This is a genomic window from Streptomyces sp. NPDC004266 (genome assembly GCF_042874095.1).
GTDB lineage: Bacteria > Actinomycetota > Actinomycetes > Streptomycetales > Streptomycetaceae > Streptomyces.
On sequence record NZ_JBIAMM010000001.1, the window covers coordinates 995,618 to 1,020,762 of the forward strand.

Sequence of the window (25,145 nt, forward strand, 5' to 3'; positions counted from 1 at the left end):
CCACCGTCCTGGCCCGGATCCACCGCCCTCCCCCTCGTGCGCGGGGCACGGACGGCACGCGGGGCGCGCCCTTTCCGGCGGTCCGGCGCGGGGGATCCGGCCGGTGCCGGCCGCTCAGCCGAGCGCGGCGACCAGGTCGCCGGCCGCCGCCGCGTCGAGACCGCAGCCGTCCACGGGACCCGGCAGCAGCCGGTAGACCGTGCCCGTGGCCCCCGCCGGGGCCACGTCGCCGTCGAGCAGCGCGAGGAGGACGTGCCGGCCCGTCGCGGCCTCGGCGGCGGCCGCCGGCCCGTCCTCCGCCGTGCGGCGCCCGTCCGGCGCCCCGCCCGTCCGGATCCGGTCCGCGAAGCGGGGGACGGGCTCGCCGGCGCCGCGCCGGTACGCCCACACCTCGTCCGCCGTCCCCCGGCCGCGCCGGAGCACGGTCACCGTGTCGGTGCGGGCCGCCGCGTGCCAGACCGCCAGGTCCCACAGGGTGGTGCGGCCGGCCGTGAAGTAGCCGTACAGGTCGCGGCCGACCCGCCCCAGGGTGTCGCCGTGCGCGGCGACGCTCTGGAAGCCCTCGGCCGGGGGCAGGTGCAGGTCCGTCCAGAGGAAGGTGCGGTGCTCCAGGTCCACGAGCAGGGGCACGTGGACGCGGGCGTCGCCGACGAGGTCGTAGCGCTGGCGCACCGTCCGGGGGTCGTAGGACGCGTCCCGTCCCGTCCGGGAGGGCAGCGCCATGAAGCCCGCGAAGGCGTCGAGCAGCTCCTCGAAGGGCACGTTGTTGTAGCTGAGGACGATCGGCATCGCGAAGCGGACGCCCGCGTCGGACAGGGCGGTGAGGTCCAGGTCGGCGTACTCGGTCGCGCCCTGCGGCGCGGGCGCCGAGGTGAGGTCGCCGGAGTGGACCACGGCGCGCCGCCCGAAGACCAGGTGGGTGTAGTCGCACAGCCCGGCGAAGGACCAGTCCTCGTGGAAGAGGGCCACGGACAGGTCCAGGTCGACCCGCGTCCGGTCGGGCTGGGTCCAGTGCAGGAACATCCGCAGCACCTCGCCGCGCGGCAGCGGCTGCGTCGAACCGCGCGCCACCGTGACGAGCGCCTTCGCCGCCGAGCCCTCCGCCGAGGGCACCGCCAGCCCCGCGAGGTCCGCGTCGAGCACGGCCGCGTCGAAACGGGGCGCGGCCGCGAGCCGGCGCAGCACCTCCGCCTCCAGGAGCGCGCCCACCTCGGCGGTGAGCGTGGCCGGCAGGGGAGCCCGGGTGTCGTCCAGGGTGTACGCGTGGGTGACCCGGCCGCGCGGGAAGAACACCCGCCGGTCGCCCGGCAGGTGGCGGACGCCCAGCCGGCCCAGCGCGGCCAGCAGCGGACCCGGACCCGCGCCGGCCAGGGACCCGCCGAGCACCTCCGCGAGCCGGGGCGACGCCCGCGCGGCGGGCCGGAGCCGGAGCAGGTGGTCGAGGCGGCGCAGCAGTTCGCCGGGCCGCCGGGCGAGCAGTTCGAGGGCGGCGTCGGCGTCGCGCGCGGCGAGCGCCGCCTCCACCCGGCCGGTCCAGGTGTGCGGCTTGATCCGGTCGCCGTCGATCCGTACGGCGGTGTCGTGGGCGGCGGCGGTGCGGGCGAGGGTCTCGCCCAGGGGGCCGGCGACGGCGTCGAGGGACGTGCCGCGCAGCACCGCGAAGGCGAGCGCGGCCCTGGGGTGCCGCGCGTGCGTCTCGTACGGGTGGAGCACCTCGGCGGCCTTCTTCCACGGGCCGGGCTTGCGCAGCACGTCCTCGACGAGGGAGGTGACGTCGAAGCCGTCGAGGAGGTCGAGCAGCCGGCGGCGCAGGGCGCGCGGCAGGGAGCGGAAGCGGCGGGGTTCGAGGAGGTCGGCCTCGCCGCCGGACCAGACGGCGAGCAGGCGCAGCACGTCGGTGGCGGTGGTGAGCCGGTGGCCGAGCTCGGCCGTCGCGGCGGCCCGGGTGGCCCGCTCGCGCAGCAGGGTGCCGAGCAGCAGCGCCTTCGTCTCGCGCACGGGAACGTCGGCGGGCAGCCAGTCCAGGGTGCGGGGCGCGTGGGCGAGGAGCAGCTTGAGGTCGTCCCGGTCGTCGGGGGAGAGCGGGGTGCGGCGGGCGAGGAGGGTGCGGAGCGCGGTGACCGCGTCGGCGGGCAGGTCACGGCCGAGCGTGAGCAGCCGCAGCGGCCCGGCGGACCCCGCAGCCCCGCCGTCCCCGCCGTCCGTGTCCTTCGTGTCCTCCGTGTCGGTCCGGGGTGCCGCGGGCCTCAGGAAGGGGTCGGCCGGGTCGACGCGCCGGTGGCAGAGCGGGCAGCCGGAGTAGTCGGCGCCGTCCCAGCAGCCGCGGCAGACCAGATGGGCGCAGGGCGCGACCGGGTGGACGCCGCCGGCCGTGCCGCAGAGCACGCACGGCTGCTCGGGGGACTGGAGGAGCAGGGCGAGGACCCGGTCCACGTAGAGGCCGAAGGTGTCGTCGGGCACGGAGGTCGGGAAGGAGCGGAAGAGCGGCATGTGGGGCCGGTCCGCGCCCAGTTCGCGGTCGAGGGCGCCGAGCAGCCGGCGGCCGGCGTCGCCCAGACCGGCCGGCCCCAGCCAGGCGAGCGCGGCGCGCAGTCCGGGGTCGGGGGCGAAGCCGCGGTCGAGGAGCTCGGCCTCCAGGGCGACGAGGCCCTCCGCCGTGGACGGGTCGCCGGGGCGGGGCCCGGCCTGGTCGACGTAGACGGTGCGGAGACGGCGCAGAAGGACGGACGACACGGACGACACCACGGACAAAAAGGGAACTCCTCGCGGAGGGGAAGAGGGAGGGCGGGGGCGGAGAGTGAGCGCGCTACGGGTGTCGGAGAAAAGAGAGAAGGAAGCACGCTTGCGGAGCCGCCCCCGCGCGAGCCCACCGTAGACCGTCGCCCCGCGCGCGTGCCACCGAATTGAAGGCCGGGGCGCGGAGGTTCGGCAGGGACGCCGGGACGCCGGGGCGCGGAGGTCCGGTCCTCTCAGCGCAGCAGCCCCGTCACCAGCGCGCGCACCGTCACCAGGAACACGGCCTCCGTGTCGATCGGGGCGGCGAGGGCGAGGGCGAGTTCCGGGTCGGGGAGGGCGAGCCCGGCCTGCTCCGTGGCCCAGAGGTCCGTCTCGGCCGGCGGCTGGGCGGGGGCGCGTTCGCGGTTGCGCTCGACGAGGACGTGACCGACGACCTGGAACTGGACCGCGTGGACCAGGGCGGCCGCGCGGGAGCCGCGCAGCCCCGCCGCGTGGGCCTCGCGGACCAGGGCGCGCTGGGCCGGCAGGAACATGCGTTCCGTCAGGCCGCGTTCGTGCACCATCGCCACCAGGTGCGGGCGCTCGCGCAGGGCGCGGCGCAGCGCGCGGGCGACCGAGACGATCCGCTCGGCCGGGGTCGTGCCCCGGGGGCGGATCGTGCCGAGGTCGGCGACGGTGCGGGCGACGAGGGCGTCGAGGAGCGATTCGCGGTTGCCGACGTGCCAGTAGATGGAGGTGACCGCGGTGCCGAGCTCGGCGGCGAGCCGACGCATCGTCAGCGCGTCCGGGCCGTGCTCCCTCACCAGGGCGGCCGCCGTGTCCAGGACCTCGTCGCGGGTCAGCGCGGAGCGTGCCATCGATTCCCCCAACTCCTCTGCGTGCGGCCCTCTTTACCCTGCGGGGCGGTCGGTGTAACTGTGTTACAGGCCGATACGTTCCCGAAGGGTGGTACGTCATGGCACGAGTACGGTACGGGGCCCGCGGCGACGCGGAGGCGGCGGCGGCCCGCGAGCGCTCCGCCAGGCTCCCCGACATCTGGTCCACCGGCGTGGTCGCCGTCTGGGAGACCGATCCCGACGTCGTGGCGGCGGTCCTGCCGCCCCCGCTGAAACCCACCGCGCGCCCCCTCGTGCGCGTCAACATCAGCAAGGTCGACCTGCCCGGCTACCCGCTCGGCGCCGGCTCGGTGGCCGTCGCCGCCGCCCACGGCGACCGGGAGGGCTGGTATCCGCTGGTCATGCCGATGACCCACGAGCGGGCCCTGATCGGCGGGCGCGAGGTGTTCGGCGAGCCGAAGAAGCTGGGCGAGGTCACCGTCGAGCGCGACGGGCTCGTCGTGCGCGCCGCCCTCGCCCGGCACGGCATCGCCTTCGTGGAGGTGCGCGGCGCGGTCTCCGGCCCGCTGCCGCTGCCGGAGCCCGTCGAGAAGACCGACTTCTACTTCAAGTTCCTGCCGGGCGTGGAGGGGACCGGCTTCGACGCCGACCCCGTCCTCGTCCACTGCGTCCGCAACGAGAAGGTGCGGAAGCTGGAGCGGATCACGGGCGACGTGGTCCTGCGCGAGTCCATGTACGACCCGGTCGCCGACCTCCCCGTGCGCCGGCTCGTCGAGATCACGATCGGCGAGAAGACCACCGACCAGAAGGGCACGGTCGCCGAGCGCGTCTCCGCCCGGGACCTGCTGCCCTTCGTCCACCAGCGGTACGACGACCCGCTCCAGATCCTCGACGGACCCCCGGAAGGAAGTGCCTGATGGAGCTGCGCGAGGGGCAGGTCGCCGTCGTCACGGGCGCGGCGAGCGGCATCGGGCTCGCGATGGCCCGCCGCTTCGCCGCCGAGGGCCTCGCCGTCGTCCTCGGGGACGTCGAGCGCGGCGCCCTGGAGGAGGCCGCCGACGAGCTGATGGCGAGCGGGGCGCAGGTCCTCGCCCGGACGGTCGACGTCTCGGACGCCGACGAGGTGCGGGCGTTCGCGGACGCCGCGTACGACACCTTCGGAGCCGTCCACGTCCTCTGCAACAACGCGGGCGTGGGCTCCGGCGCCGAGGGCCGCATGTGGGAGCACGAGCCCAACGACTGGAAGTGGGCCTTCTCCGTCAACGTCTGGGGCGTCTTCCACGGCATCCAGGCCTTCGTCCCGCGCATGCTCGCGGGCGGCGAACCCGGCCACGTGGTGAACACCTCCTCGGGCGACGGCGGCATCGCCCCGCTGCCCACCGCCTCCGTGTACGCGGTCACCAAGGCGGCCGTCGTCACCATGACCGAGGCGCTCTACGCCCATCTGCGCGCCGAGCACGCGCGCGTGGGCGCCTCCGTGCTCTTCCCGGGCCCCCACATGCTCCGCACCGGACTGTGGGAGTCGCACCGCAACCGGCCCGAGCGCTACGCCAAGCAGCGGCCGCGCCGGACCCCGTACCGCAGCCTCGACCAGTACGAGGCCGCCATGAAGGAGGCCGGGCACGAGGTGACCTTCACCCCGGTGGAGGACGTCGCCGAGCACGTCGTCGACGGCATCCGCGCCGACCGCTTCTGGATGCTGCCGGCCGGCGAGCACAGCGACCGCCAGATCAAGGCGCGCTCGCGGTCCATGCTCGACCGCGCCAACCCGTCGTACCTGGAGAGCTTCATCCTCGACTGAGGGGCTTCGCCATGAGCAACGAGCGCCATGAGGACCCGTATCTGATCATCTCCTCCGACTGTCACGCCGGGCTGCCCACCGAGGAGTACCGGCCCTATCTCGACCCCCGCTTCCACCGGGACTTCGACGACTTCCTCGCGGGGCGCGAGGCCCGCCGCGAGGCCATGACCCGGCTCGGGGTGCGCAACGAGGCCTTCGCGGACAAGTGGTTCCACGACAACGAGGAGGGCCTGCGCGGCGGCTGGGACCCCGCGCAGCGCATCAAGGAGCTCGACGGCGACGGGGTGGCCGCCGAGGTCGTCTTCCCCGACGCGGACGCCGTCGACAGCCGGACCGCCGCGCCCTTCGGCGTCGGCCTCGGGCTCTCCGGCGACCAGGACCCCGAGCTCGGCATGGCGGGCGCGAAGGCGCACAACCGCTGGCTCGCCGACTTCGTGGGCGGGAACGCCGAAAACGCGGCCCGGCACTGCGGGGTCGCCCTCCTCCCCGTCACCGCCGACGTCCGCGAGGTCGTCGCCGAGATCCACCGCGCCAAGGAGTCCGGCCTCGGCGCGCTCATGATCCCCTCCATGTGGGTGGACAAGGCCCCCTACCACGACCGGCGTTACGACCCGGTGTGGGCGGCGGCCGCCGAGACCGGGATGCCGGTCGTCACCCACTCCGGGGCGGCGCCGCGCGAGGAGTACGGGGACCACCTCGGCATCTACGTCTCCGAGGTCACCTGGTGGCCGGCCAGGCCGCTGTGGTTCCTGCTCTGGTCGGGCGCCTTCGAGCGCCACCCCGGCCTGCGGTTCGGGGTCGCCGAGTCCGGCTGCTGGTGGCTGCCGAACCTGCTCTGGTTCATGGACCGTCTCTACCTGGGTGCGCACGGCGGCAAGAAGCTGTCCCCGTTCGCCGAGCTGAAGCGGCCGCCGAGCGAGTACCTGGACCGGCAGGTCTTCGTCTGCGCCACCAACACCAAGCGCCGCGAGCTCGCGCAGCGTTACGAGATCGGCGTCGACAACATCCTGTGGGGCTCGGACTTCCCGCACCCGGAGGGCACGTGGCCCGACACGCGCGCGTGGCTGCGGAAGACGTTCCACGACATCCCGGTCGAGGAGACGCGGCGGATGCTGGGCCTCGCCGCCGCCGAGGTCTTCGGTTTCGACGTCGGCGCGCTGGACCCGATCGCCCGCCGGATCGGCCCCACCCCCGCCGACCTCGGCCAGCCCGCCGACCAGGCCGCCGTCGAGGCCTCCTGGGCCCGCTCCCGCGAGGTCGGCCGGCACTGGCTCACCGAGCACGACTTCCCGGTCCTGGGGGTGAACCCGTGACCGACCGCTACACCGTGATCTCCGCCGACTGCCACGCCGGCGCCGACCTGCTCGACTACAAGCCGTACCTGGAGAAGAAGCACCACGACGACTTCGACGCCTGGGCGGCCGGCTACGTCAACCCGTACGAGGACCTCCTCGCCGACACCGCCGACCGCAACTGGAACTCGCGGCGCAGGCTGCGCGAGCTGGAGGCGGACGGCATCGTCGCCGAGGTCGTCTTCCCCAACACCATCCCGCCGTTCTTCCCCAAGGCCTCCCTGATGGCCCAGCCGCCCACCCGCGCCGAGTACGAGCAGCGCTGGGCCGGGCTCCAGGCGCACAACCGCTGGCTGGCCGACTTCTGCGCCGACGCCCCGGGGCGCAGGGCGGGGGTGGCGCAGATCCTCCTCAACGACGTGGACGCGGCGGTCGAGGAGATCCGCCGCGCCCGCGAGGCCGGGCTGACCGGCGGCATCCTGCTGCCGGGGGTCCCGCCGGGCTCGCCCGTCCCGGAGCTGCACTCGGCGGCGTACGACCCGATCTGGGCGGTCTGCGCCGAGCTCGACGTCCCGGTCAACCACCACGGCGGCTCCGCCTCGCCACCGCTGGGCGACGAACCGGCCGCCCGCGCGGTGTTCATGGTGGAGACCACCTGGTTCTCCCACCGGGCCCTGTGGCACCTGGTCTTCGGCGGCGCGTTCCGGCGCCATCCGGGGCTCAAGCTGGTCCTGACCGAGCAGGGCTCGGGCTGGATCCCCGGCGTGCTCGACATGCTGGACTACTACCACCGGCGCCTGGTGTCGGCCGCGACGAAGGCCGCCACCGCCGAGTCCAAGTTCGGCGCCGGCCTCGCGGAGTCCATGGGGAAGGGCCCGCGCGAGGTCTGGCGGGACAACTGCTTCGTCGGCGCGAGCTTCATGCGCCCCCACGAGGTGCCGCTGCGCGACCGGATCGGCCTCGACAAGATCATGTGGGGCAGCGACTACCCGCACGACGAGGGCACCACCCCGTACTCCCGCGAAGGCCTCCGCATCGCCTACGCGGGACTGCCCCGGGAGGAGGTCGCCGCCATGGTCGGCGGGAACGCGGCCCGCGTCTACGGCTTCGACCTCGCCCTCCTCGACCGCCTCGCCGCCGTCCACGGCCCGACCGTCGAGGAGATCGCCCGGCCCCTGGAGGAGGTCCCCGCGGGCGCCACCAGCCCGGCCTTCGCCCCGGGCGGGTCGGTCCGCGTGTGGTGAGGCGGCGGATGCGACCCTCCTGGAGTGACTGAAGCCCCCGTACACGAGGACGAGGCCCACGGCGGCGGCCTCGGCACCCGTCTCAACTGGCTCCGGGCGGCCGTGCTCGGAGCCAACGACGGCGTCGTCTCCACCGCCGGCCTCGTCGTCGGCGTCGCCGGCGCCACCGAGTCCCGGGCCGCGCTGCTCACGGCCGGCCTCTCGGGGCTGCTCGCCGGTTCCATGTCGATGGCGGCGGGGGAGTACGTCTCGGTCTCCAGCCAGCGCGACTCCGAGCGGGCCGCGCTCGCCCAGGAGAGGCGCGAACTGCGCGAGCAGCCGGAGGCCGAACTCGCCGAACTGACCGACATGCTCGCCGCCCGGGGCCTCTCCCCGGAGGTGGCCCGCGAGGCCGCCGAACAGCTCACCGCCCGCGACGCCCTGCGCGCCCACGCGCGCGTGGAGCTCGGCATCGACCCCGACGACCTCACCAACCCCTGGCACGCGGCCGGCGCCAGCTTCCTCGCCTTCACCGTCGGCGCCCTGCTCCCGCTCCTCGCGATCGTCCTCCCGCCGGCCTCCGCCCGCCTCTGGATCACGGTCCTCTCCGTCCTCGCCGCCCTCGTCCTCACCGGCTGGTGGAGCGCCCGCCTCGGCGACGCCCCCACGGGGCCCGCGATCCTGCGCAACGTGGGGGGCGGCGCCCTCGCGATGGCGGTCACCTACGCCGCCGGGTCCCTGCTGGGGGCGGCAGGGGTCTGAGGCGCTTGTCGGAAGGTGCCAAAGCTTGCTGACAAGTCGTCTCGCATACTTGTCGGTAACGACGTCTAGCCGCCCCCGGCCGCCGCCCCTACCGTCGACGCCATGCCGAACCTGCCCGACGTCGTGCTCTGGTCCATACCGGCCTTCGTCCTGCTCACCGTCCTGGAGATGGTCAGCCACCGGATCCACCCCGACGAGGACGCCGCCGGCTACGAGGCCAAGGACGCCGCCACCAGCATCGGCATGGGCCTGGGAAGCCTCTTCTTCGACGCCCTGTGGAAGATCCCCGTCGTCGCGGTCTACACCGCCGTGTACGAGCTGACCCCGCTCCGCGTCCCCGTCCTCTGGTGGACGATCCCGCTCATGCTGCTCGCGCAGGACTTCCTCTACTACTGGCAGCACCGCGGACACCACGTCGTCCGCATCCTCTGGGCCTGCCACGTCGTCCACCACAGCAGCCGGAGGTTCAACCTCTCCACCGCCCTGCGCCAGCCCTGGACCGGCGTCACCGGCTGGCCGTTCTACCTGCCGATGATCGCCCTCGGCGTCCACCCGGCGGCCGTCGCCTTCTGCTACTCGGTCAACCTCGTCTACCAGTTCTGGATCCACACCGAGCGCATCGACAAGCTCCCCCGCCCCTTCGAGTACGTCCTCAACACCCCCTCGCACCACCGCGTCCACCACGCCTCCCAGGGCGGCTACCTGGACCGGAACTTCGGCGGCGTCCTCATCCTCTGGGACCGGGCGTTCGGTTCCTGGGCCGGCGAGACCGAGCGGCCCGTCTACGGCCTCACCAAGAACATCGAGACCTACAACCCGCTGCGCGTCGCCACCCACGAGTACGCCGCCATCGCCCGCGACCTGCGCGCCGCGCACGACTGGCGCGAGCGCGCCGGACGGGTCTTCCGGGGGCCGGGCTGGCAGCCGGCCCCGGCCGCCGGGACGAACGCCGGCGCCCCGACGGATCCCGCGCCCGCCCCGCGGACCGGTGCCGCGCCCGGGGCCGCCGCGTGAGCGCCGCCCCCGCGGCCGCCCGCGCCGTCCCGACCGCCGCCTCCCGCGCGCTCCTCGCCGCCTTCGGGCTCGCGACCGCCGTCGACCTGGCCTCCCTGCTCGCCGGCGCCGACCTCGGCCACCAGATCGCCAAACCGCTCCTGATGCCCCTGCTCGCCGCGTACGCCGTCACCCTCGGCGCCCCGAAGCCGCTCACCGCCGCGCTCCTCCTCGGCTGGGGCGGCGACGTCCTCCTGCTCTCCGACGCCGACCGGTCCTTCCTCGTCGGCATGGGCTCCTTCGCCGCCGGACACGTCTGCTACCTGGTCCTCTTCGGACGGAGACGCACGTCCCCGGCGCTCGGCGCCCTGTACGCGGCCGCGCTCGCCGGCACCGTCCTGCTCCTCTGGCCCGACCTCCCCGCCGACCTGAGGATCCCCGTCGCCGGCTACTCGCTGCTCCTCACCGCGACGGCCTACCGCTCCAGCGCCCTCGGGCTCCTCGCCGGCCTCGGCGGCGCCCTGTTCCTGCTGTCCGACACCCTCATCGCCACCGGCGTCGCCGAGTGGCCCCAGCTGCCGGCGCCCGACTTCTGGGTCATGCTGACCTATGTCGCGGCGCAGTACCTGCTGACGGCGGGAGCGCTCCGCGCGATGTACGGTGAACGTCGTACAACCGTCTGACAGCAAGGACCACCCCCCATGCGCGCCACCACCATCCACGCCCCCTTCGACATGCGCGTGGAGGACGTGCCCGACCCGGTGGTCCAGGAGCCCACGGACGTCGTCCTGCGGGTCCTGCGCGCCTGCATCTGCGGCAGCGACCTGTGGGCCTACCGCGGCGAGTCCGCCCGGCAGCCCGGCCAGCGCATCGGCCACGAGTTCCTCGGCATCGTCGAGGCGGCCGGCTCCGAGGTCACCGGCTTCGCCGCCGGCGACCTCGTCGTCGCCCCCTTCGTCTGGTCCGACGGCACCTGCGAGTACTGCGCCGAGGGCCTCCAGACCTCCTGCCCGCGCGGCGGATTCTGGGGCTCGGTCGGCTCCGACGGCGGCCAGGGCGAGGCCGTCCGCGTCCCCTTCGCCGACGGCACCCTCGTCAAGCTCCCCGCCGAAGCCGCCTCCGACGACCGGCTCCTGACCGCGCTGCTCGCCCTCTCCGACGTCCTGGGCACGGGCCACCACGCGGCCCTCGGAGCGGGGGTCACGAAGGGCTCCACGGTCGCCGTCGTCGGCGACGGGGCCGTCGGCCTCTGCGGCGTCCTCGCCGCCAAGCGGCTCGGCGCCGAGCGGATCATCGCGCTCGGCCGGCACACCGCCCGCACCGACATCGCCCGCGCCTTCGGCGCCACCGACGTCGTCGCCGAGCGCGGCGAGGCCGCCGAGGCCGCCGTCCGCGAGCTCACCGGCGGCCAGGGCGCCCACGGCGTCATCGAGGCCGTGGGCACCGAGCAGTCCATGCGCACGGCCGTCGCGATCGCCCGCGACGGCGGCTCCATCGGCTACGTCGGCGTCCCGCACGGCAGCGGCACCGGCCTCGACCTGTCCGTCATGTTCGACCGCAACATCGCGCTGCGCGGCGGCGTCGCCCCGGTCCGCGCGTACATCCCGGAGCTCCTCCCGGACGTCCTGGCCGGCACGATCGACCCGTCCCCGGTCTTCGACCTCACGGTCGGCCTGGACGGCGTCCCGGCCGGCTACAAGGCGATGGACGACCGCACGGCCCTGAAGGTCCTGGTCAAGCCGTAGCGACCGGACCGGAGGGGAGCGGGCACCCGCCGTCGCCGGGTGCCCGCTCCCCCCGTACGTCCTTCCCTCAGCCCCCGAGCCACTCCGCCGCGTCCGCCCCCGCGACCCCCGGCGCCCGGCTCCATCCCGCCGGCCCGCCCTCGTACGACACCGGCGACAGCGCGTACCGCAGCCGTCCCAGCGCCCCCTCCGACTCCGCGAGGTACCGCTCCGGCGAGTACCGCGGCAGCGATCCCGTCAGCCAGTGCCCCGTCTGCGCGAGGGCCAGGCGGACGAGAAGGCTCCCGCCCTCCGCCCGCTGCTCGGTCAGCGAGCGCAGCACCGCCGCCGCGAGCAGATACCCCGTGCCGTGGTCCAGCGCCTGCGCCGGCAGCGCGCCCGGCTCCTCCGCCGAGCCCTCCACGACGGCGATCCCCGTCGCCACCTGCACCAGGGAGTCGAAGCCGCGCCGTCCGCCCCACGGCCCGTAGTCGCCCCAGGCGGAGAGGCGGGCGGTCACCAGGCCCGGCCGCTCCAGGTCGAACCGGTCGAGCGCGCCCGGCCGGTAGCCGGTCACCAGGACGTCGGCCGCGTCGAGGAGTCCGTCGAAGGTGCGCCGGTCCGACGGCCGGTCCAGGTCGAGCGCGGCCGTCCGCTTGCCGACGCCCGTGTCCGCGTGCTGGTCCGGCAGCTCGGGGTTGCCCGGCGGATCGATCCGCAGCACGTCCGCGCCGAGCAGGGCCAGCGTCCGGGTCGCGACGGGCCCGGCGATCACCCGGGTGAGGTCGAGGACCCGCAGCGGGCCGGAGCGCCGCCGGGGCGCGGCCCCGTCGAGCCGCTCCCGGGTCAGCAGCGGCCGCGCCGCCACCTCCCGGCCCTGCTCGCTCGCCGCCCACTCCTCGGGCGTGCGCAGGGCGACGGCCAGGCCCCCGGCCGCGTACACCGCCGCCTCAACCTCGACGGCCCTCCGCTCGCCGATCGCCGCGGCGACGGCCTCGACGGAGTCCGGGACACCCAGGGCCGCGAGCAGAGCCGCCTTGTGGTGCGGGTAGTTGGCGTGCGTGCGGACCCAGCCGTCGGCCGCCCGCCAGAACCGCGACAGCGGCGCGAAGTTCACCGGAGCCCGTCCGTCGACCCGCAGGTGACGTTCGCTCACGAAGGCGGTGGCGACGGCCCCGTCGTCGACCCGCACCGGCCCCGGGAGTCCCGCGTGCTCCACCGCGGCGAGCGAGCAGGCCGCGACCGCCGCGCGCGCCAGGTCCATCACCGGCAGCCGCGCGGGCAACAGTCCGGAGACCCCGCCGTACTCCACGCGGTCGACGAGGGCGGGATCGCCGCCCAGGGCCGACCACAACAACTCCGTACCCGTACGCACCGTGTCGTCCATGATCGTAGTGTGGCACTCAGTGCCACCCCGCGGACACGGAGAGGGCCCCGGTGTGGCGCACCACACCGGGGCCCTTCCGCACGGGGTACCGCTTACTTCACGGCGTCCAGCGCGTCGATCAGACCGGCTCCGTAGAAGCCGTTCTTGTTCACGCCGCCCTCGCAGACGGCGTCGATCTTGCCGTCGCCCTCGATGTCGTACGGGTTGGTGCAGGCGCGGTCGTCGGCCTGCGCGTACAGCAGGGCCTTCAGCGCCGCCGGGCTCGCGTGGGGGTGCGTCGACTTGAGGAGCGCCAGGACGCCGGCCGCGTGCGGCGAGGCCATCGACGTACCGGCCTTGTAGTTGTAGCCGCCGTTGACCGTGGTCGACAGGATGCGGCCGTTGACCGCCGGGGCGTCCGGCGTCTGGTACTCGGTGCGGTCACCGCCGGGGGCGGCGACGTCGATCACGCCGAGACCGTAGTTGGAGTAGGACGCCTTGAGGTCCTTGGCGCCGGTCGCGGAGACCGTCACGACGCCCGGCAGCATGGCCGGGTAGTCGAAGCACTCCTTGGGGTCGATGTCACGCGTGACAGCCGTGGTGTCGTTCGGGCTGCTCGTGTCGGTGATCGTGTCGGCCGCCAGGTCGAACTTGGAGTTGCCGGCGGCGGCGACGTTGACCGTGCCCTTCTTCTCCGCGTACCGGGTGGCGCGGGTGACCGCCTCGATGAGGGCCTTCTGGTCCTCGTCGTTCTTGCAGGCGAACATCCACGGGTCGGTGTAGTAGCTGTTGTTCGTGACGTCGACGCCGTGCTCGGCCGCCCACACGAAGCCACAGACCACGGCCTCGGTGTAGAAGAAGCCGTCCGGGGTGGACACCTTGATGCCGGCGAGCTTGACGCCCGGCGCGACACCGGTGATGCCGATGCCGTTCTTGGCGGCGCCGATGGTGCCCGCGACGTGCGTGCCGTGGTCGCTCTCGCCCGCCATCGGACGCCACGAGCCGGCGGTGGTGTCCGGCTTGCCGGACACGCAGTTGGCGGACGCGGCGGCGTCGAAGTTCGGCGCCAGGTCCGGGTGGGTGTCGTCGACGCCCGTGTCGATGATGCCGACGGTGACCCGGCTGCTGCCGAGGGTCTTCTTGTGCGCCTTGTCGGCCTTGATCGCCGGGAGGTCCCACTGCAGGGGCTCCATCGGGTCCTGACCGTCCGTCGCGGCGGCCGCGGCGGCCTTGATCTCGGCCGGGGTCAGCGCCTGCGCGCCCTCGTCGACGGAGTCGTCGGACTGGACGGAGAGCGGAGCGGTGCGGGTCGCGCCGGCCGACACGACGCCGCGCGCCTGGCGGATCGTCTTCGCGAACTCGGGGTTCTGCGAGTGGACGACGATGACGCCTATCTGGTCGTACGAGATGACCACCTCGCCGCCCGCGGCGGCGATCGCCTTCTTCACCGAGGCGCCGGTCCAGCGACCGCCCTCGATGTTGACGACGTACGAGAGCTTCGGGCCGTTCGTGGCCACGGTGGCCGGAGCGTCGCTCAGTTCCGCGGCGGAGGCGGCGCCGGGGGCGAGGAAGCCGAGCGAGGCCGTGAGCGCGAGACCAACCGGCAGAGCAAGAGCTCGGCCGCGCCTCGATCCCAGATGAGCCATGGGTTCTCCACATCATCCGTATGTACTGTCCGCGCGCGGGTTTACGCGTGGACAGGTGCATGACGAGTGAAGCTATCGCTGATCTTCCCGAAGCTTCAATGAGTTGAGAAGACTTCATGAAGATCTGTTCAAGAAAATCCCGCGGGTGAACCGCTTCGCTTCCGGCTCCGTGCCGTTGGTCAGGGGAGGGGCTCCGCGCGGAGCCCCGCTTTCCGCACCCCCGGCGAGGCCCCCTTGACCGCGCCGCCCGCCCCCGCGTCACGAGGAGATTCCGTGGCTACCGAAGCATCGCCGCCCAGAAGCGGCACGGAGACCCACCACGCACCCGCGTCGCCCACGACGGAGCAGTTCGTCGAGGTGCAGGAAGGCGCGGAGTTCGGCGAACTGCGCCGGACGTACCGCTCCTTCGCCTTCCCCCTCACCCTGGCCTTCATCGCCTGGTACCTGCTGTACGTGCTGCTCTCCAACTACGCGGGCGACTTCATGGGAACCAAGCTGTTCGGCAACGTCAACGTGGCGCTCGTCCTCGGTCTCGGCCAGTTCGCCACCACGTTCCTCATCGCCTGGCTCTACTCCCGGCACGCGGCGAACCGCCTCGACCCCCGGGCCGAGGCCATCAAGCACCGCATGGAGGCCGACGCATGAGCACCCCCGTCCTGCTCGCGGCGGGCAACGCCACCACCGAGCACCGGCCCCTGATCATCGCCCTGTTCGGCGCCTTCGTCGTCGCCACCCTCGTCATCACCGTCTGGGCCGGCCGCCAGACCCGCAGCGCCGCCGACTTCTACGCCGGCGGGCGCCAGTTCACCGGCTTCCAGAACGGCCTCGCGATCTCCGGCGACTACATGTCCGCCGCGTCCTTCCTCGGCATCGCCGGAGCCATCGCCCTCTTCGGATACGACGGCTTCCTCTACTCGATCGGCTTCCTCGTCGCCTGGCTGGTCGCCCTGCTCCTGGTCGCCGAACCGCTGCGCAACTCCGGCCGGTACACCATGGGGGACGTCCTCGCCTACCGGATGCGCCAGCGGCCCGTCCGCACCGCCGCCGGCACCTCGACCATCGTCGTCTCGATCTTCTACCTGCTCGCCCAGATGGCGGGCGCGGGCGTCCTCGTCTCGCTCCTGCTCGGCATCACCAGCGACGGCGGCAAGATCGCGATCGTCGCCCTGGTCGGCCTCCTGATGATCGTGTACGTGACGATCGGCGGCATGAAGGGCACCACCTGGGTGCAGATGGTCAAGGCGGTCCTGCTCATCGCAGGCACCCTGCTGATCACCTTCCTCATCCTCCTCAAGTTCCACTTCAACATCTCGGAGCTGCTCGGCGCCGCCGCCACCAACAGCGGCAAGGGCGAGGCCTTCCTGGAGCCCGGCCTCAAGTACGGCGCCACCGCCACCTCCAAGCTGGACTTCCTCTCGCTCGGCATCGCGCTCGTCCTGGGCACGGCCGGCCTGCCCCACATCCTGATCCGCTTCTACACGGTGCCGACCGCCAAGGCCGCCCGTAAGTCCGTCAACTGGGCCATCGGCATCATCGGCGCCTTCTACCTGATGACGATCGTCCTCGGCTTCGGCGCCGCCGCCCTCCTCAAGAACAGCGACATCGTCGCCTCCAACAAGGCCGGCAACACCGCGGCCCCGCTCGCCGCCCTGGAGATCGGCGGCGGAGCCGACTCCACCGGCGGCGCGATCCTCCTCGCCGTCATCTCCGCCGTCGCCTTCGCGACCATCCTCGCCGTCGTCGCCGGCCTGACCCTGGCCTCCTCCTCGTCCTTCGCGCACGACATCTACGCCAACGTCATCCGGCGCGGGAAGGCCACCGAGCAGGAGGAGGTGCGGGCCGCCCGCTGGGCGACCGTCCTCATCGGCGTCGTCTCCATCGCGCTCGGCGCCCTCGCCCGCGACCTCAACGTCGCCGGCCTGGTCGCCCTCGCCTTCGCGGTCGCCGCCTCGGCCAACCTGCCGACGATCCTCTACTCGCTCTTCTGGAAGCGGTTCACCACCCAGGGGGCCCTGTGGTCGATCTACGGCGGCCTGGTCTCCGCCGTCGTCCTCGTGATCTTCTCGCCGGTCGTCTCCGGCAAGCCCACGTCGATGTTCAAGACGGTGGACTTCTACTGGTTCCCGCTGGAGAACCCCGGCCTCGTCTCCATCCCGCTCGGCTTCCTGCTCGGCTGGCTCGGCTCGATCCTCTCCAAGGAGGAGCCGGACAAGGGCAAGTACGCGGAACTGGAGGTCAAGTCCCTCACCGGAGTCGGAGCGCACTGAACCGCCTACGTTCCGCGACCGCACGACGGCCGCGTCGTAGAGTTCTACGACGCGGCCGCGCCGGTCCTCGTGACAATCTGCCCTGCTCGTTGTCCGTGCGCTCGCGTAGGCTCGAAGAACACGCATCCGGAATCCGGGGAGGGGGCCACAGTGCTCATCGACACCTACGGCCGTGTGGCCACTGACCTGCGCGTCTCACTCACGGACCGGTGCAATCTGCGCTGCACGTACTGCATGCCGGAAGAGGGCCTCCAATGGCTCGCCAAGCCGGACCTCCTCACCGACGACGAGATCGTCCGGCTGATCCGCATCGCGGTCACCGACCTCGGCGTCACCGAGGTCCGCTTCACCGGCGGCGAGCCGCTGCTCCGCCCCGGCCTCGTCGGGATCGTCGAGCGCTGCGCCGCCCTGGAGCCCCGCCCCCGGATGTCCCTGACCACCAACGGCATCGGACTCAAGCGCACCGCAGCCGCCCTCAAGACGGCCGGCCTCGACCGGGTCAACGTCTCCCTCGACACCCTGCGCCCCGACGTCTTCAAGACCCTCACCCGGCGCGACCGCCACCAGGACGTCCTCGACGGCATGGCCGCCGCCCGCGAGGCCGGCCTCACCCCGGTCAAGGTCAACGCCGTCCTGATGCCCGGGCTCAACGCCGACGAGGCCCCCGACCTGCTGGCCTGGGCGATCCAGGAGGGGTACGAGCTCCGCTTCATCGAGCAGATGCCCCTGGACGCCCAGCACGGCTGGAAGCGCGACGGCATGATCACCGCCGGGGACATCCTGGAGTCGCTGCGCACCCGCTTCACCCTCACGCCCGAGGGCTCCGAGGAGCGCGGCTCGGCCCCCGCCGAGCGCTGGGTGGTCGACGGCGGACCGCACACGGTCGGCGTCATCGCCTCCGTCACCCGCCCGTTCTGCCGGGCCTGCGACCGCACCCGCCTCACCGCCGACGGTCAGGTGCGCACCTGTCTCTTCGCGACCGAGGAGACGGACCTGCGGGCCGCGCTCCGCTCGGACGCCCCGGACGAGACGGTCGCGGAGATCTGGAAGAAGGCCATGTGGGGCAAGAAGGCGGGCTCGGGCCTCGACGACCCGAGCTTCCTCCAGCCCGAGCGCCCGATGTCGGCGATCGGCGGCTGACGCCCCGGCCCTAGGGGGTCTCGGACTCGTCGGACTCCCACTCGCCCAGCGGCACGACGTCCTTGAGGAAGCCCCGTACGCCCAGGAACTGGGAGAGGTGCTCGCGGTGCTCCTCGCACGCGAGCCAGGTCTTGCGGCGCTCGGGCGTGTGCAGCTTGGGGTTGTTCCACGCGAGGACCCAGACGGCGTCGGCGCGGCACCCCTTGGCGGAACAGATCGGCTTGTCTTCGCTCACTGGACCATTGATCACCCGATCATTGTCCAGCAACGGCGATGCCGGGCAGCCACGGGGGGAGCTGCCCGGCATCGGTCCGTCGCTCCGACGGGGGATGCGGAGCGCGTAGGCAGTATGTCACGGCACATGGGGTGCGGTGCACCGGATCGTCATGATTGATCTGAGGTTTTCTTGAGGTTCGGGGCGTCGAGTGCGGGCCGCACCGGCGGGGGGACGAAGGTGGAGGGAAGGGACGGAGCCCTCTCGCGTCCCGCGTTGGCGATCACCACGGCGATGTAGGGGAGCAGGAGGCCCAGGCCCAGCGCCACGAAGGCCACGTGCCGCTCGACGTTCCACAGCACCGTCGCGGCGATCACGGAGAGCGTCCGCACCGTCATCGAGATGACGTAGCGCCGCTGTCGCCCCCGCACGTCGTCGGCGAGCCCCTGCCGGGCCCCCGTGATCCGGAAGACCTCGGTCCCGCCATGCTTCGGCATAGCCGCTCACCACCCACCGGTCGTGCCGGACCCTCCCCGGTCCGGTTCTCTCTCCACCGTACGCCCGCCCCCCGGAACCGACGAGGTCGGGGCACGTACGGCGGTGTCCGACATGCGCCGTATGGTCGATGGGCCGAGACTGGGCCCACATGCGCACTAGGAGGCGATGATGAGTTGGTTGTGGGCGATCATCGTGGGATTCGTCCTCGGTCTGATCGCGAAGGCGATCCTGCCCGGGAAGCAGCAGATCCCGCTGTGGCTGACGACCGTGTTCGGCATTCTCGGCAGCGTGCTCGGAAACGCGGTCGCGACCTGGATCGGAGTCAATGACACCAAGGGCATCGACTGGACCCGGCACCTGCTCCAGCTGATCGGCGCCGTCGCCGTGGTCGGTGTGGGCGACATGCTGTGGGCCTCGATCAGGGGCAACAGGCAGCGCGCCTGACGGCGGCGAGAGGCCCGGTACGGCGCACCGCGCGCGTACCGGGCCTCTCCCGTGTCCCCGCTAGCCGGCGAACTCGATCGCCGCCAGGTTCTTCTTGCCGCGCCGCAGCACCAGCCACCGGCCGTGCAGCAGCTCCTCCGCCGACACCTCGGCGTCCTCGGCGGTCACCTTCACGTTGTTCACGTAGGCCCCGCCCTCCTTCACCGTGCGCCGCGCCGCCGACTTGCTCGCCACGAGGCCGACCTCGGCGAACAGGTCCACGACCTGGCCGAGCCCGGTCACGCGCGCGTGCGGCAGCTCGGACAGCGCGGCGGCCAGCGTCGGCTCGTCCAGCTCGGCCAGGTCGCCCTGCCCGAACAGCGCCTTGGAGGCGTTGATGACGGCCGCGCACTGCTCGGCGCCGTGCACCAGGGTGGTGAGCTCCTCGGCGAGCGCCCGCTGGGCGGCGCGCGCCTGCGGCCGCTCGGCGGTCTGCGCCTCCAGCTCCTCCAGCTCCTCGCGGGACTTGAAGGACAGGATCCGCATGTACGTCGAGATGTCCCGGTCGTCCACGTTCAGCCAGAACTGGTAGAACGCGTACGGCGTCGTCATCTCCGGGTCCAGCCAGACGGCCCCGCCCTCGGTCTTGCCGAACTTGGTGCCGTCCGCCTTCACCATCAGCGGGGTCGCGAGCGCGTGCACCTCGGCGCCCGGCTCCAGGCGGTGGATCAGGTCGAGGCCGGCCACCAGGTTGCCCCACTGGTCCGAGCCGCCCTGCTGGAGCGTGCAGCCGTAGCGGCGGTACAGCTCCAGGAAGTCCATGCCCTGGAGCAGCTGGTAGCTGAACTCGGTGTAGCTGATGCCCTGCTCGGACTCCAGACGCCGGGCGACGGAGTCCTTGGTCAGCATCTTGTTGACCCGGAAGTGCTTGCCGATGTCCCGCAGGAACTCGATCGCCGACATCTCGGCGGTCCAGTCCAGGTTGTTCACCATGATCGCCGCGTTCTCCCCCTCGAAGGAGAGGAAGGGCTCGATCTGCGAGCGCAGCCGGGTCACCCAGTTCGCGACCGTCTCGGGGTCGTTCAGGGTGCGCTCGGCCGTCGGACGCGGGTCGCCGATCTGCCCGGTGGCCCCGCCGACCAGCGCCAGCGGCCGGTGCCCCGCCTGCTGGAGCCGGCGGACGGTGAGGACCTGGACCAGGTGGCCGACGTGGAGACTGGCCGCGGTCGGGTCGAAACCGCAATAGAACGTGACGGGACCGTCCGCGAGAGCCTTGCGCAGTGCGTCCTCATCGGTGGACTGGGCGAACAGCCCGCGCCACTTCAGCTCGTCGACGATGTCCGTCACGATCGTCCGTCTCCTCAGAAAGTCGTCAGTGCTACGTCGGCCCAGTCTAGGCGGGTCAGACCCCCTTGCTGACCGAGCTCATGTTGAAGTCCGGCACCCGCAGGGCGGGCATCGCCGCCCGGGTGAACCAGTCGCTCCACTCGCGCGGCAGCGTCTTCTCCGTACGGCCCGCCTCCGTGGCCCGCGACAGCAGGTCCACCGGCGACTCGTTGAACCGGAAGTTGTTCACCTCGCCGACCACCTCGCCGTTCTCCACGAGGTAGACGCCGTCCCGGGTCAGCCCGGTCAGCAGCAGCGTCGCCGGGTCGACCTCGCGGATGTACCAGAGGCAGGTCAGCAGCAGGCCCCGCTCCGTGGCGGCCACCATCTCCTCCAGGGAGCGCTCGCCGCCGCCGTCCAGGATCAGGTTCCCCGCTCCCGGCGCCACGGGCAAGCGAGTAAGCGCCGCCGTGTGCCGGGTGGTGATCAGATGCGCCAGGGCGCCGGCCTTCACCCAGTCGACCGGCCCGACCGGCAGACCGTTGTCGAAGACGGAGGAGTCGTCGCCGGAGGAGTGCGCGATCACGAACGGCGAGGACTCCAGACCCGGCTCGTTCGGGTCGCTGCGCAGCGTCAGCGGCAGCGGGGAGAGCGTCTCGCCGAGCCGGGTGCCGCCGCCGGGCTTGGAGAAGACCGTACGGCCCTCCACCGCGTCCCGGGCCGCCGAGGACCACAGCTGGTAGATCATCAGGTCGGCCACGGCGGTCGGCGGCAGCAGCGTCTCGTACCGGCCGGCGGGCAGCTCGATCCTCCGCTCCGCCCAGCCGAGGCGGGTGGCCAGCTCGGCGTCCAGCGCGGCCGGGTCGACGTCCTTGAAGTCCCGGGTCGAGCGCCCGGCCCAGGCGGAGCGCGAGCGGTCGGGGGACTTGGCGTTGAGCTCCAGGGTCCCGTTGGGCTGGTCGTGCCGCAGCCGCAGCCCCGTGGACGTGCCCAGGTAGGTCGAGGTCAGCTCGTGGTTGGCGAAGCCGTAGAGCTCGCGTCCGCCGGCACGCGCGCGTGCGAAGGCCTCGCCGAGCGCCGGGGCGAAGTCGGTGAAGACGGCGGAGGAGGTCTCCGCCGGGGCGTCCGTGAAGTCGGGCGAGGCGGGCACGCCCTCCACCAGCGGCTGGGCGTCCTCGGCGGGCCCGGCGGCGCGCGCGGCGGCCTCGGCGGCCCGGACCAGGGGCTCCAGGTCGTCGACGGTCACGGCGGACCGCGAGACGACGCCGGAGGCGGTGCCCTGGGCGCCGTCGACGGTCGCGATCACGGTGAGCGTCCGGCCCCGGGTCACCCCGTTCGTGGTGAGCGCGTTCCCGGCCCAGCGCAGATTGGCCGAGGACTCCTCGTCGGCGATGACGACACACCCGTCCGCGCGGGACAGCTCCAGGGCCCGCTCGACGATCTCGTACGGCTTGCTGACGCGGCTCATCGACCGGCCTCCTGCGTGGTGTTGAGGATGTTCACACCCCGGAAGAGGGCGGAGGGGCAGCCGTGCGAGACGGCGGCGACCTGGCCCGGCTGGGCCTTGCCGCAGTTGAAGGCGCCACCGAGGACGTACGTCTGCGGGCCGCCGACCTGCTCCATCGAGCCCCAGAAGTCGGTCGTCGTCGCCTGGTACGCCACGTCCCGCAGCTGCCCGGCGAGGCGGCCGTTCTCGATGCGGAAGAAGCGCTGGCCGGTGAACTGGAAGTTGTAGCGCTGCATGTCGATCGACCAGGACCGGTCGCCGACCACGTAGATGCCGCGCTCCACGCCCCCGATCAGGTCCTCGGTCGACAGGCCGCCCGGGTCCGGCTGGAGCGAGACGTTCGCCATCCGCTGCACCGGGACGTGCGCGGGGGAGTCGGCGAAGGCGCAGCCGTTCGACCGGCCGAGGCCCGTCAGCTTCGCGATCCGCCGGTCCAGCTGGTAGCCGACGAGCGTGCCGTCCTTCACCAGGTCCCAGCTCTGCGCCTCGACGCCCTCGTCGTCGAAGCCGACCGTGGCGAGACCGTGCTCGGCGGTCCGGTCACCCGTCACGTTCATGATCGAGGAGCCGTACGCCAGCTTGCCCAGCTGGTCGAAGGTGGCGAACGAGGTGCCCGCGTACGCCGCCTCGTAGCCCAGCGCCCGGTCCAGCTCGGTGGCGTGCCCGATGGACTCGTGGATCGTCAGCCACAGGTTCGACGGGTCGACGACCAGGTCGTACCGGCCCGCCTCCACGCTCGGCGCCCGCATCTTCTCGGCGAGCAGCCCCGGGATCTCGTCGAGCTCCTTGTCCCAGTCCCAGCCGGTCCCCGTCAGGTACTCCCAGCCCCGTCCGACCGGCGGCGCGATCGTCCGCATCGAGTCGAACTCGCCGGTCGTCTCGTCCACGGCGACCGCCGTGAGCTGCGGGTGCAGCCGGACGCGCTGCTGGGTGGTCACGGTGCCGGCCGTGTCCGCGTAGAACTTGTTCTCGTGGACGGTCAGCAGCGAGGCGTCCACGTGCGCCACGCCCTCCGCCCGGAGCAGCCGCGCGCTCCAGTCGGCGAGCAGCGCGCCCTTCTCCTCGGCGGGGACGGAGAAGGGGTCGATCTCGTACGAGGAGACCCACGTCCGCTCCGCGTGCACCGGCTCCTCGGCCAGCTCCACGCGCTCGTCGGAGCCCGCCGCCGCGATCACCTTCGCCGACAGCTTGGCCATGGCGACCGCCTGCGAGGCGACCCGCGCGGCCCCGTCCATCGTCAGGTCGACGCCCGACGCGAAGCCCCAGGCCCCGCCGTGCACCACCCGCACCGCGTAACCGAGGTCCGTGGTGTCCGAGGACCCCGACGGTTTGGCGTCGCGCAGCCGCCACGAGGCGCTGCGCACCCGCTCCAGGCGGAAGTCCGCGTGCTCGGCACCCAGCGCGCGCGCTCGGGCGAGCGCCGCGTCGGCGAGCGCCCGCAACGGCAGCGCGACGAACGAAGGGTCGATCTGATGGACCACGAGCGGCCTCGCTCTCGGCGATCGGAAGACGGCGGTTGAACTGTCCGGGAAGTCAATCACGGGACGGGCGGCCGAGTCCGCGCATTGGATCGGAGTCCGCCCCCGGGGCGCTCGCGGGCCGCTCCGCACCGGCCCCGAGCTGTAGGGACCCGACAGTGACGCCCGTACGCCACTGTGGGAGGTCGATTCCTCATGTCGGGGGCGATACCGATAGGTTTTCGGCTACCAGACCGCTATCGAAAGGGTGATCCGTTGAGCCGCTCGGTTCTCGTCACCGGAGGAAACCGGGGCATCGGCCTCGCCATCGCCCGCGCGTTCGCCGAGGCCGGCGACAAGGTCGCGATCACGTACCGCTCCGGCGAGCCCCCGGCCGCCCTGGTCGAGCTCGGCTGCCTCCCCGTCAAGTGCGACATCACCGACGCGGAGCAGGTGGAGACGGCCTACAAGGAGATCGAGGAGAAGCACGGCCCGGTGGAGGTCCTCGTGGCCAACGCCGGCGTGACGAAGGACCAGCTCCTCATGCGCATGACCGAGGAGGACTTCACGTCCGTCCTCGACACCAACCTCACCGGCACCTTCCGGGTCGTCAAGCGCGCCAACCGCGGGATGCTGCGGGCCAAGAAGGGCCGTGTCGTCCTGATCTCCTCGGTGGTCGGTCTGCTGGGCTCCGCGGGCCAGGCCAACTACGCCGCCTCCAAGGCCGGCCTGGTCGGTTTCGCCCGTTCCCTCGCGCGTGAGCTCGGCTCGCGCAACATCACCTTCAACGTCGTCGCCCCCGGCTTCGTCGACACCGACATGACCGCGGTGCTCACCGACGAGCAGCGCGCGGGCATCGTGTCCCAGGTGCCGCTGGGCCGTTACGCGCAGCCGGAGGAGATCGCCGCCGCGGTGAAGTTCCTCGCCTCCGACGACGCCTCGTACATCACTGGAGCCGTCATCCCGGTTGACGGCGGATTGGGCATGGGTCACTGATCACCATGAGCGGAATTCTCGAGGGCAAGCGCATCCTCATCACCGGTGTGCTGATGGAGTCCTCCATCGCCTTCCACGCCGCGAAGCTGGCCCAGGAGCAGGGTGCGGAGATCATCCTCACCGCCTGGCCGCGGCCGACGCTGACCGAGCGCATCGCCAAGAAGCTCCCCAAGCCCGAGAACGTCAAGGTCCTGGAGCTCGACGTCTCGAACGACGAGCACCTCGCCCGCCTGGAGGGCCAGGTCCGCGAGCACCTGGGCGACCGGCTCGACGGCATCGTGCACTCCATCGGCTTCGCGCCGCAGGACGCGCTCGGCGGCAACTTCCTGAACACGCCGTTCGAGTCCGTGGCCACCGCCATGCACGTCTCCGCCTTCTCCCTGAAGTCGCTGACCATGGCGCTGCTGCCGCTGATGTCCGAGGGCGGTTCGGTCGTCGGCCTCACCTTCGACGCCAAGTTCGCCTGGCCGCAGTACGACTGGATGGGCCCGGCCAAGGCCGCCCTGGAGGCCACCAGCCGCTACATGGCGCGCGACCTCGGCAAGCAGAACATCCGCTGCAACCTGATCTCGGCGGGCCCGCTCGGCTCCATGGCCGCGAAGTCCATCCCGGGCTTCGGCGAGCTGGCCTCCGTGTGGGACAGCCGTTCCCCGCTGGAGTGGGAGCTCTCGGACCCGGAGCCGGCCGGCCGCGGCATCGTCGCGCTGCTCTCGGACTGGTTCCCGAAGACCACGGGCGAGATCATCCACGTGGACGGCGGTCTGCACGCCATCGGCGCGTAACCGCTCCGTACGGCGCGTACGGCTCCGTACGAGCAGAGAGGGCCGTGGGGGGGGCGCGGGGGGGGCCCCCCCCCCCCCCCCCGCCCCCCCCACCCCACCGGGGGGGCACCCCCCCCCCCCCCCCCCCCGACCCGGCAGGCCGGGGGGGGGGGGGGC

At 72.9% G+C, this 25,145-nt stretch carries 23 protein-coding genes; 14 read left to right on the top strand and 9 right to left on the bottom strand.

All coding sequences use genetic code 11. The features are described 5' to 3' along the window. Positions 1 to 114 precede the first annotated feature (114 nt). Positions 115 to 2,742, bottom strand: a complete 2,628-nt coding sequence (locus ACFYUZ_RS04460) for an MXAN_6230/SCO0854 family RING domain-containing protein (protein WP_389306291.1) — start codon at positions 2,740 to 2,742, stop codon at positions 115 to 117. A gap of 227 nt (positions 2,743 to 2,969) precedes the next feature. Beyond that, positions 2,970 to 3,593 (bottom strand): TetR/AcrR family transcriptional regulator, encoded by a 624-nt coding sequence (locus tag ACFYUZ_RS04465; RefSeq protein WP_389306159.1) that lies wholly within the window; start codon positions 3,591 to 3,593, stop codon positions 2,970 to 2,972. A gap of 98 nt (positions 3,594 to 3,691) precedes the next feature. Here ACFYUZ_RS04465 and ACFYUZ_RS04470 point away from each other — a divergent pair, with 98 nt between their 5' ends. The 8 genes from ACFYUZ_RS04470 to ACFYUZ_RS04505 all read left to right on the top strand — a co-directional run bounded on the left by ACFYUZ_RS04470 (position 3,692) and on the right by ACFYUZ_RS04505 (position 11,388). After that, complete coding sequence (locus tag ACFYUZ_RS04470) at positions 3,692 to 4,489, top strand: acetoacetate decarboxylase family protein (protein ID WP_093876759.1); 798 nt, start codon at positions 3,692 to 3,694, stop codon at positions 4,487 to 4,489. Further along, positions 4,489 to 5,373, top strand: a complete 885-nt coding sequence (locus tag ACFYUZ_RS04475) for an SDR family NAD(P)-dependent oxidoreductase (protein WP_389306161.1) — start codon at positions 4,489 to 4,491, stop codon at positions 5,371 to 5,373. The genes ACFYUZ_RS04470 and ACFYUZ_RS04475 overlap by 1 nt, the downstream gene beginning before the upstream one ends. An 11-nt stretch (positions 5,374 to 5,384) precedes the next feature. After that, complete coding sequence (locus tag ACFYUZ_RS04480) at positions 5,385 to 6,686, top strand: amidohydrolase family protein (RefSeq protein ID WP_389306162.1); 1,302 nt, start codon at positions 5,385 to 5,387, stop codon at positions 6,684 to 6,686. Beyond that, positions 6,683 to 7,909, top strand: a complete 1,227-nt coding sequence (locus tag ACFYUZ_RS04485; RefSeq protein ID WP_389306163.1) for an amidohydrolase family protein — start codon at positions 6,683 to 6,685, stop codon at positions 7,907 to 7,909. Before ACFYUZ_RS04480 ends, ACFYUZ_RS04485 begins: the two co-directional genes overlap by 4 nt. Before the next feature lie 24 nt (positions 7,910 to 7,933). Beyond that, positions 7,934 to 8,650, top strand: coding sequence for a VIT family protein (locus ACFYUZ_RS04490; protein ID WP_389306165.1), 717 nt, complete (start codon positions 7,934 to 7,936; stop codon positions 8,648 to 8,650). Between the two features lie 102 nt (positions 8,651 to 8,752). Next, positions 8,753 to 9,664, top strand: coding sequence for a sterol desaturase family protein (locus ACFYUZ_RS04495; protein ID WP_389306167.1), 912 nt, complete (start codon positions 8,753 to 8,755; stop codon positions 9,662 to 9,664). After that, positions 9,661 to 10,326 carry a lysoplasmalogenase gene (locus tag ACFYUZ_RS04500; RefSeq protein WP_389306168.1) on the top strand — a complete coding sequence of 222 codons (666 nt, stop codon included), beginning with the start codon at positions 9,661 to 9,663 and terminating at the stop codon, positions 10,324 to 10,326. The genes ACFYUZ_RS04495 and ACFYUZ_RS04500 overlap by 4 nt, the downstream gene beginning before the upstream one ends. Before the next feature lie 18 nt (positions 10,327 to 10,344). Then, the gene (locus ACFYUZ_RS04505; protein WP_389306170.1) at positions 10,345 to 11,388 is read left to right on the top strand and encodes a zinc-dependent alcohol dehydrogenase family protein; all 1,044 of its coding nucleotides are present in this window, start codon (positions 10,345 to 10,347) and stop codon (positions 11,386 to 11,388) included. 67 nt (positions 11,389 to 11,455) lie between these two features. Here ACFYUZ_RS04505 and ACFYUZ_RS04510 read toward each other — a convergent pair whose 3' ends face one another. Both ACFYUZ_RS04510 and ACFYUZ_RS04515 read right to left on the bottom strand, forming a co-directional pair. Then, positions 11,456 to 12,754: a CoA transferase gene (locus tag ACFYUZ_RS04510; RefSeq protein WP_389306171.1), complete on the bottom strand. Its 1,299-nt coding sequence runs from the start codon at positions 12,752 to 12,754 to the stop codon at positions 11,456 to 11,458. Positions 12,755 to 12,846: 92 nt separating this feature from the next. Beyond that, positions 12,847 to 14,379 (bottom strand): S8 family serine peptidase, encoded by a 1,533-nt coding sequence (locus ACFYUZ_RS04515; RefSeq protein WP_389306173.1) that lies wholly within the window; start codon positions 14,377 to 14,379, stop codon positions 12,847 to 12,849. Positions 14,380 to 14,652: 273 nt separating this feature from the next. On the opposite strand from ACFYUZ_RS04515, the gene ACFYUZ_RS04520 reads away from it, so the two are divergent. The 3 genes from ACFYUZ_RS04520 to moaA all read left to right on the top strand — a co-directional run bounded on the left by ACFYUZ_RS04520 (position 14,653) and on the right by moaA (position 17,786). Then, a complete protein-coding gene (locus ACFYUZ_RS04520; RefSeq protein ID WP_389306175.1) occupies positions 14,653 to 15,024 on the top strand; it encodes a DUF485 domain-containing protein in 372 nt (123 codons plus the stop codon). Beyond that, positions 15,021 to 16,646, top strand: a complete 1,626-nt coding sequence (locus tag ACFYUZ_RS04525) for a cation acetate symporter (RefSeq protein ID WP_389306177.1) — start codon at positions 15,021 to 15,023, stop codon at positions 16,644 to 16,646. Before ACFYUZ_RS04520 ends, ACFYUZ_RS04525 begins: the two co-directional genes overlap by 4 nt. Before the next feature lie 150 nt (positions 16,647 to 16,796). Next, entirely contained in the window at positions 16,797 to 17,786 is a 990-nt protein-coding gene (gene moaA / locus ACFYUZ_RS04530) for a GTP 3',8-cyclase MoaA (protein WP_389306178.1), read from the top strand. A gap of 10 nt (positions 17,787 to 17,796) precedes the next feature. Here the strand turns inward: moaA and ACFYUZ_RS04535 are convergent, their stop codons facing one another. Next, positions 17,797 to 18,021 (bottom strand): hypothetical protein, encoded by a 225-nt coding sequence (locus ACFYUZ_RS04535; RefSeq protein ID WP_389306180.1) that lies wholly within the window; start codon positions 18,019 to 18,021, stop codon positions 17,797 to 17,799. A gap of 149 nt (positions 18,022 to 18,170) precedes the next feature. Next, positions 18,171 to 18,497 (bottom strand): DUF3099 domain-containing protein, encoded by a 327-nt coding sequence (locus ACFYUZ_RS04540; RefSeq protein WP_389306182.1) that lies wholly within the window; start codon positions 18,495 to 18,497, stop codon positions 18,171 to 18,173. A gap of 169 nt (positions 18,498 to 18,666) precedes the next feature. On the opposite strand from ACFYUZ_RS04540, the gene ACFYUZ_RS04545 reads away from it, so the two are divergent. Beyond that, positions 18,667 to 18,942 (top strand): GlsB/YeaQ/YmgE family stress response membrane protein, encoded by a 276-nt coding sequence (locus ACFYUZ_RS04545; protein ID WP_225802301.1) that lies wholly within the window; start codon positions 18,667 to 18,669, stop codon positions 18,940 to 18,942. 60 nt (positions 18,943 to 19,002) lie between these two features. On the opposite strand, the gene tyrS is transcribed toward ACFYUZ_RS04545, so the two are convergent. From tyrS to ACFYUZ_RS04560, 3 genes are read right to left on the bottom strand one after another with little or no spacing between them, the layout of a single operon-like run. Further along, positions 19,003 to 20,268: a tyrosine--tRNA ligase gene (gene tyrS / locus ACFYUZ_RS04550; protein WP_389306184.1), complete on the bottom strand. Its 1,266-nt coding sequence runs from the start codon at positions 20,266 to 20,268 to the stop codon at positions 19,003 to 19,005. A 55-nt stretch (positions 20,269 to 20,323) separates the two neighbouring features. After that, positions 20,324 to 21,715, bottom strand: coding sequence for a metallopeptidase TldD-related protein (locus tag ACFYUZ_RS04555; RefSeq protein WP_389306185.1), 1,392 nt, complete (start codon positions 21,713 to 21,715; stop codon positions 20,324 to 20,326). Next, positions 21,712 to 23,235: a TldD/PmbA family protein gene (locus tag ACFYUZ_RS04560; protein WP_389306187.1), complete on the bottom strand. Its 1,524-nt coding sequence runs from the start codon at positions 23,233 to 23,235 to the stop codon at positions 21,712 to 21,714. The genes ACFYUZ_RS04555 and ACFYUZ_RS04560 overlap by 4 nt, the downstream gene beginning before the upstream one ends. Before the next feature lie 252 nt (positions 23,236 to 23,487). Between ACFYUZ_RS04560 and fabG the strand changes: the two genes are divergently transcribed. Continuing rightward, positions 23,488 to 24,207, top strand: a complete 720-nt coding sequence (gene fabG, locus ACFYUZ_RS04565) for a 3-oxoacyl-[acyl-carrier-protein] reductase (RefSeq protein ID WP_030691676.1) — start codon at positions 23,488 to 23,490, stop codon at positions 24,205 to 24,207. Positions 24,208 to 24,212: 5 nt separating this feature from the next. Next, positions 24,213 to 24,989 (top strand): enoyl-ACP reductase FabI, encoded by a 777-nt coding sequence (gene fabI / locus ACFYUZ_RS04570; RefSeq protein ID WP_030691677.1) that lies wholly within the window; start codon positions 24,213 to 24,215, stop codon positions 24,987 to 24,989. Positions 24,990 to 25,145 lie beyond the last annotated feature (156 nt).

Bases quoted from the DNA above. Each gene is read 5' to 3' on its own strand.
- ACFYUZ_RS04555 (WP_389306185.1), bottom strand. From the start codon at position 21,715: ATGAGCCGCGTCAGCAAGCCGTACGAGATCGTCGAGCGGGCCCTGGAG.
- ACFYUZ_RS04515 (WP_389306173.1), bottom strand. From the start codon at position 14,379: ATGGCTCATCTGGGATCGAGGCGCGGCCGAGCTCTTGCTCTGCCGGTT.
- fabI (WP_030691677.1), top strand. From the start codon at position 24,213: ATGAGCGGAATTCTCGAGGGCAAGCGCATCCTCATCACCGGTGTGCTG.
- ACFYUZ_RS04540 (WP_389306182.1), bottom strand. From the start codon at position 18,497: ATGCCGAAGCATGGCGGGACCGAGGTCTTCCGGATCACGGGGGCCCGG.
- ACFYUZ_RS04495 (WP_389306167.1), top strand. From the start codon at position 8,753: ATGCCGAACCTGCCCGACGTCGTGCTCTGGTCCATACCGGCCTTCGTC.
- ACFYUZ_RS04470 (WP_093876759.1), top strand. From the start codon at position 3,692: ATGGCACGAGTACGGTACGGGGCCCGCGGCGACGCGGAGGCGGCGGCG.
- ACFYUZ_RS04465 (WP_389306159.1), bottom strand. From the start codon at position 3,593: ATGGCACGCTCCGCGCTGACCCGCGACGAGGTCCTGGACACGGCGGCC.
- ACFYUZ_RS04510 (WP_389306171.1), bottom strand. From the start codon at position 12,754: ATGGACGACACGGTGCGTACGGGTACGGAGTTGTTGTGGTCGGCCCTG.
- ACFYUZ_RS04505 (WP_389306170.1), top strand. From the start codon at position 10,345: ATGCGCGCCACCACCATCCACGCCCCCTTCGACATGCGCGTGGAGGAC.
- ACFYUZ_RS04480 (WP_389306162.1), top strand. From the start codon at position 5,385: ATGAGCAACGAGCGCCATGAGGACCCGTATCTGATCATCTCCTCCGAC.
- ACFYUZ_RS04525 (WP_389306177.1), top strand. From the start codon at position 15,021: ATGAGCACCCCCGTCCTGCTCGCGGCGGGCAACGCCACCACCGAGCAC.
- ACFYUZ_RS04545 (WP_225802301.1), top strand. From the start codon at position 18,667: ATGAGTTGGTTGTGGGCGATCATCGTGGGATTCGTCCTCGGTCTGATC.
- ACFYUZ_RS04475 (WP_389306161.1), top strand. From the start codon at position 4,489: ATGGAGCTGCGCGAGGGGCAGGTCGCCGTCGTCACGGGCGCGGCGAGC.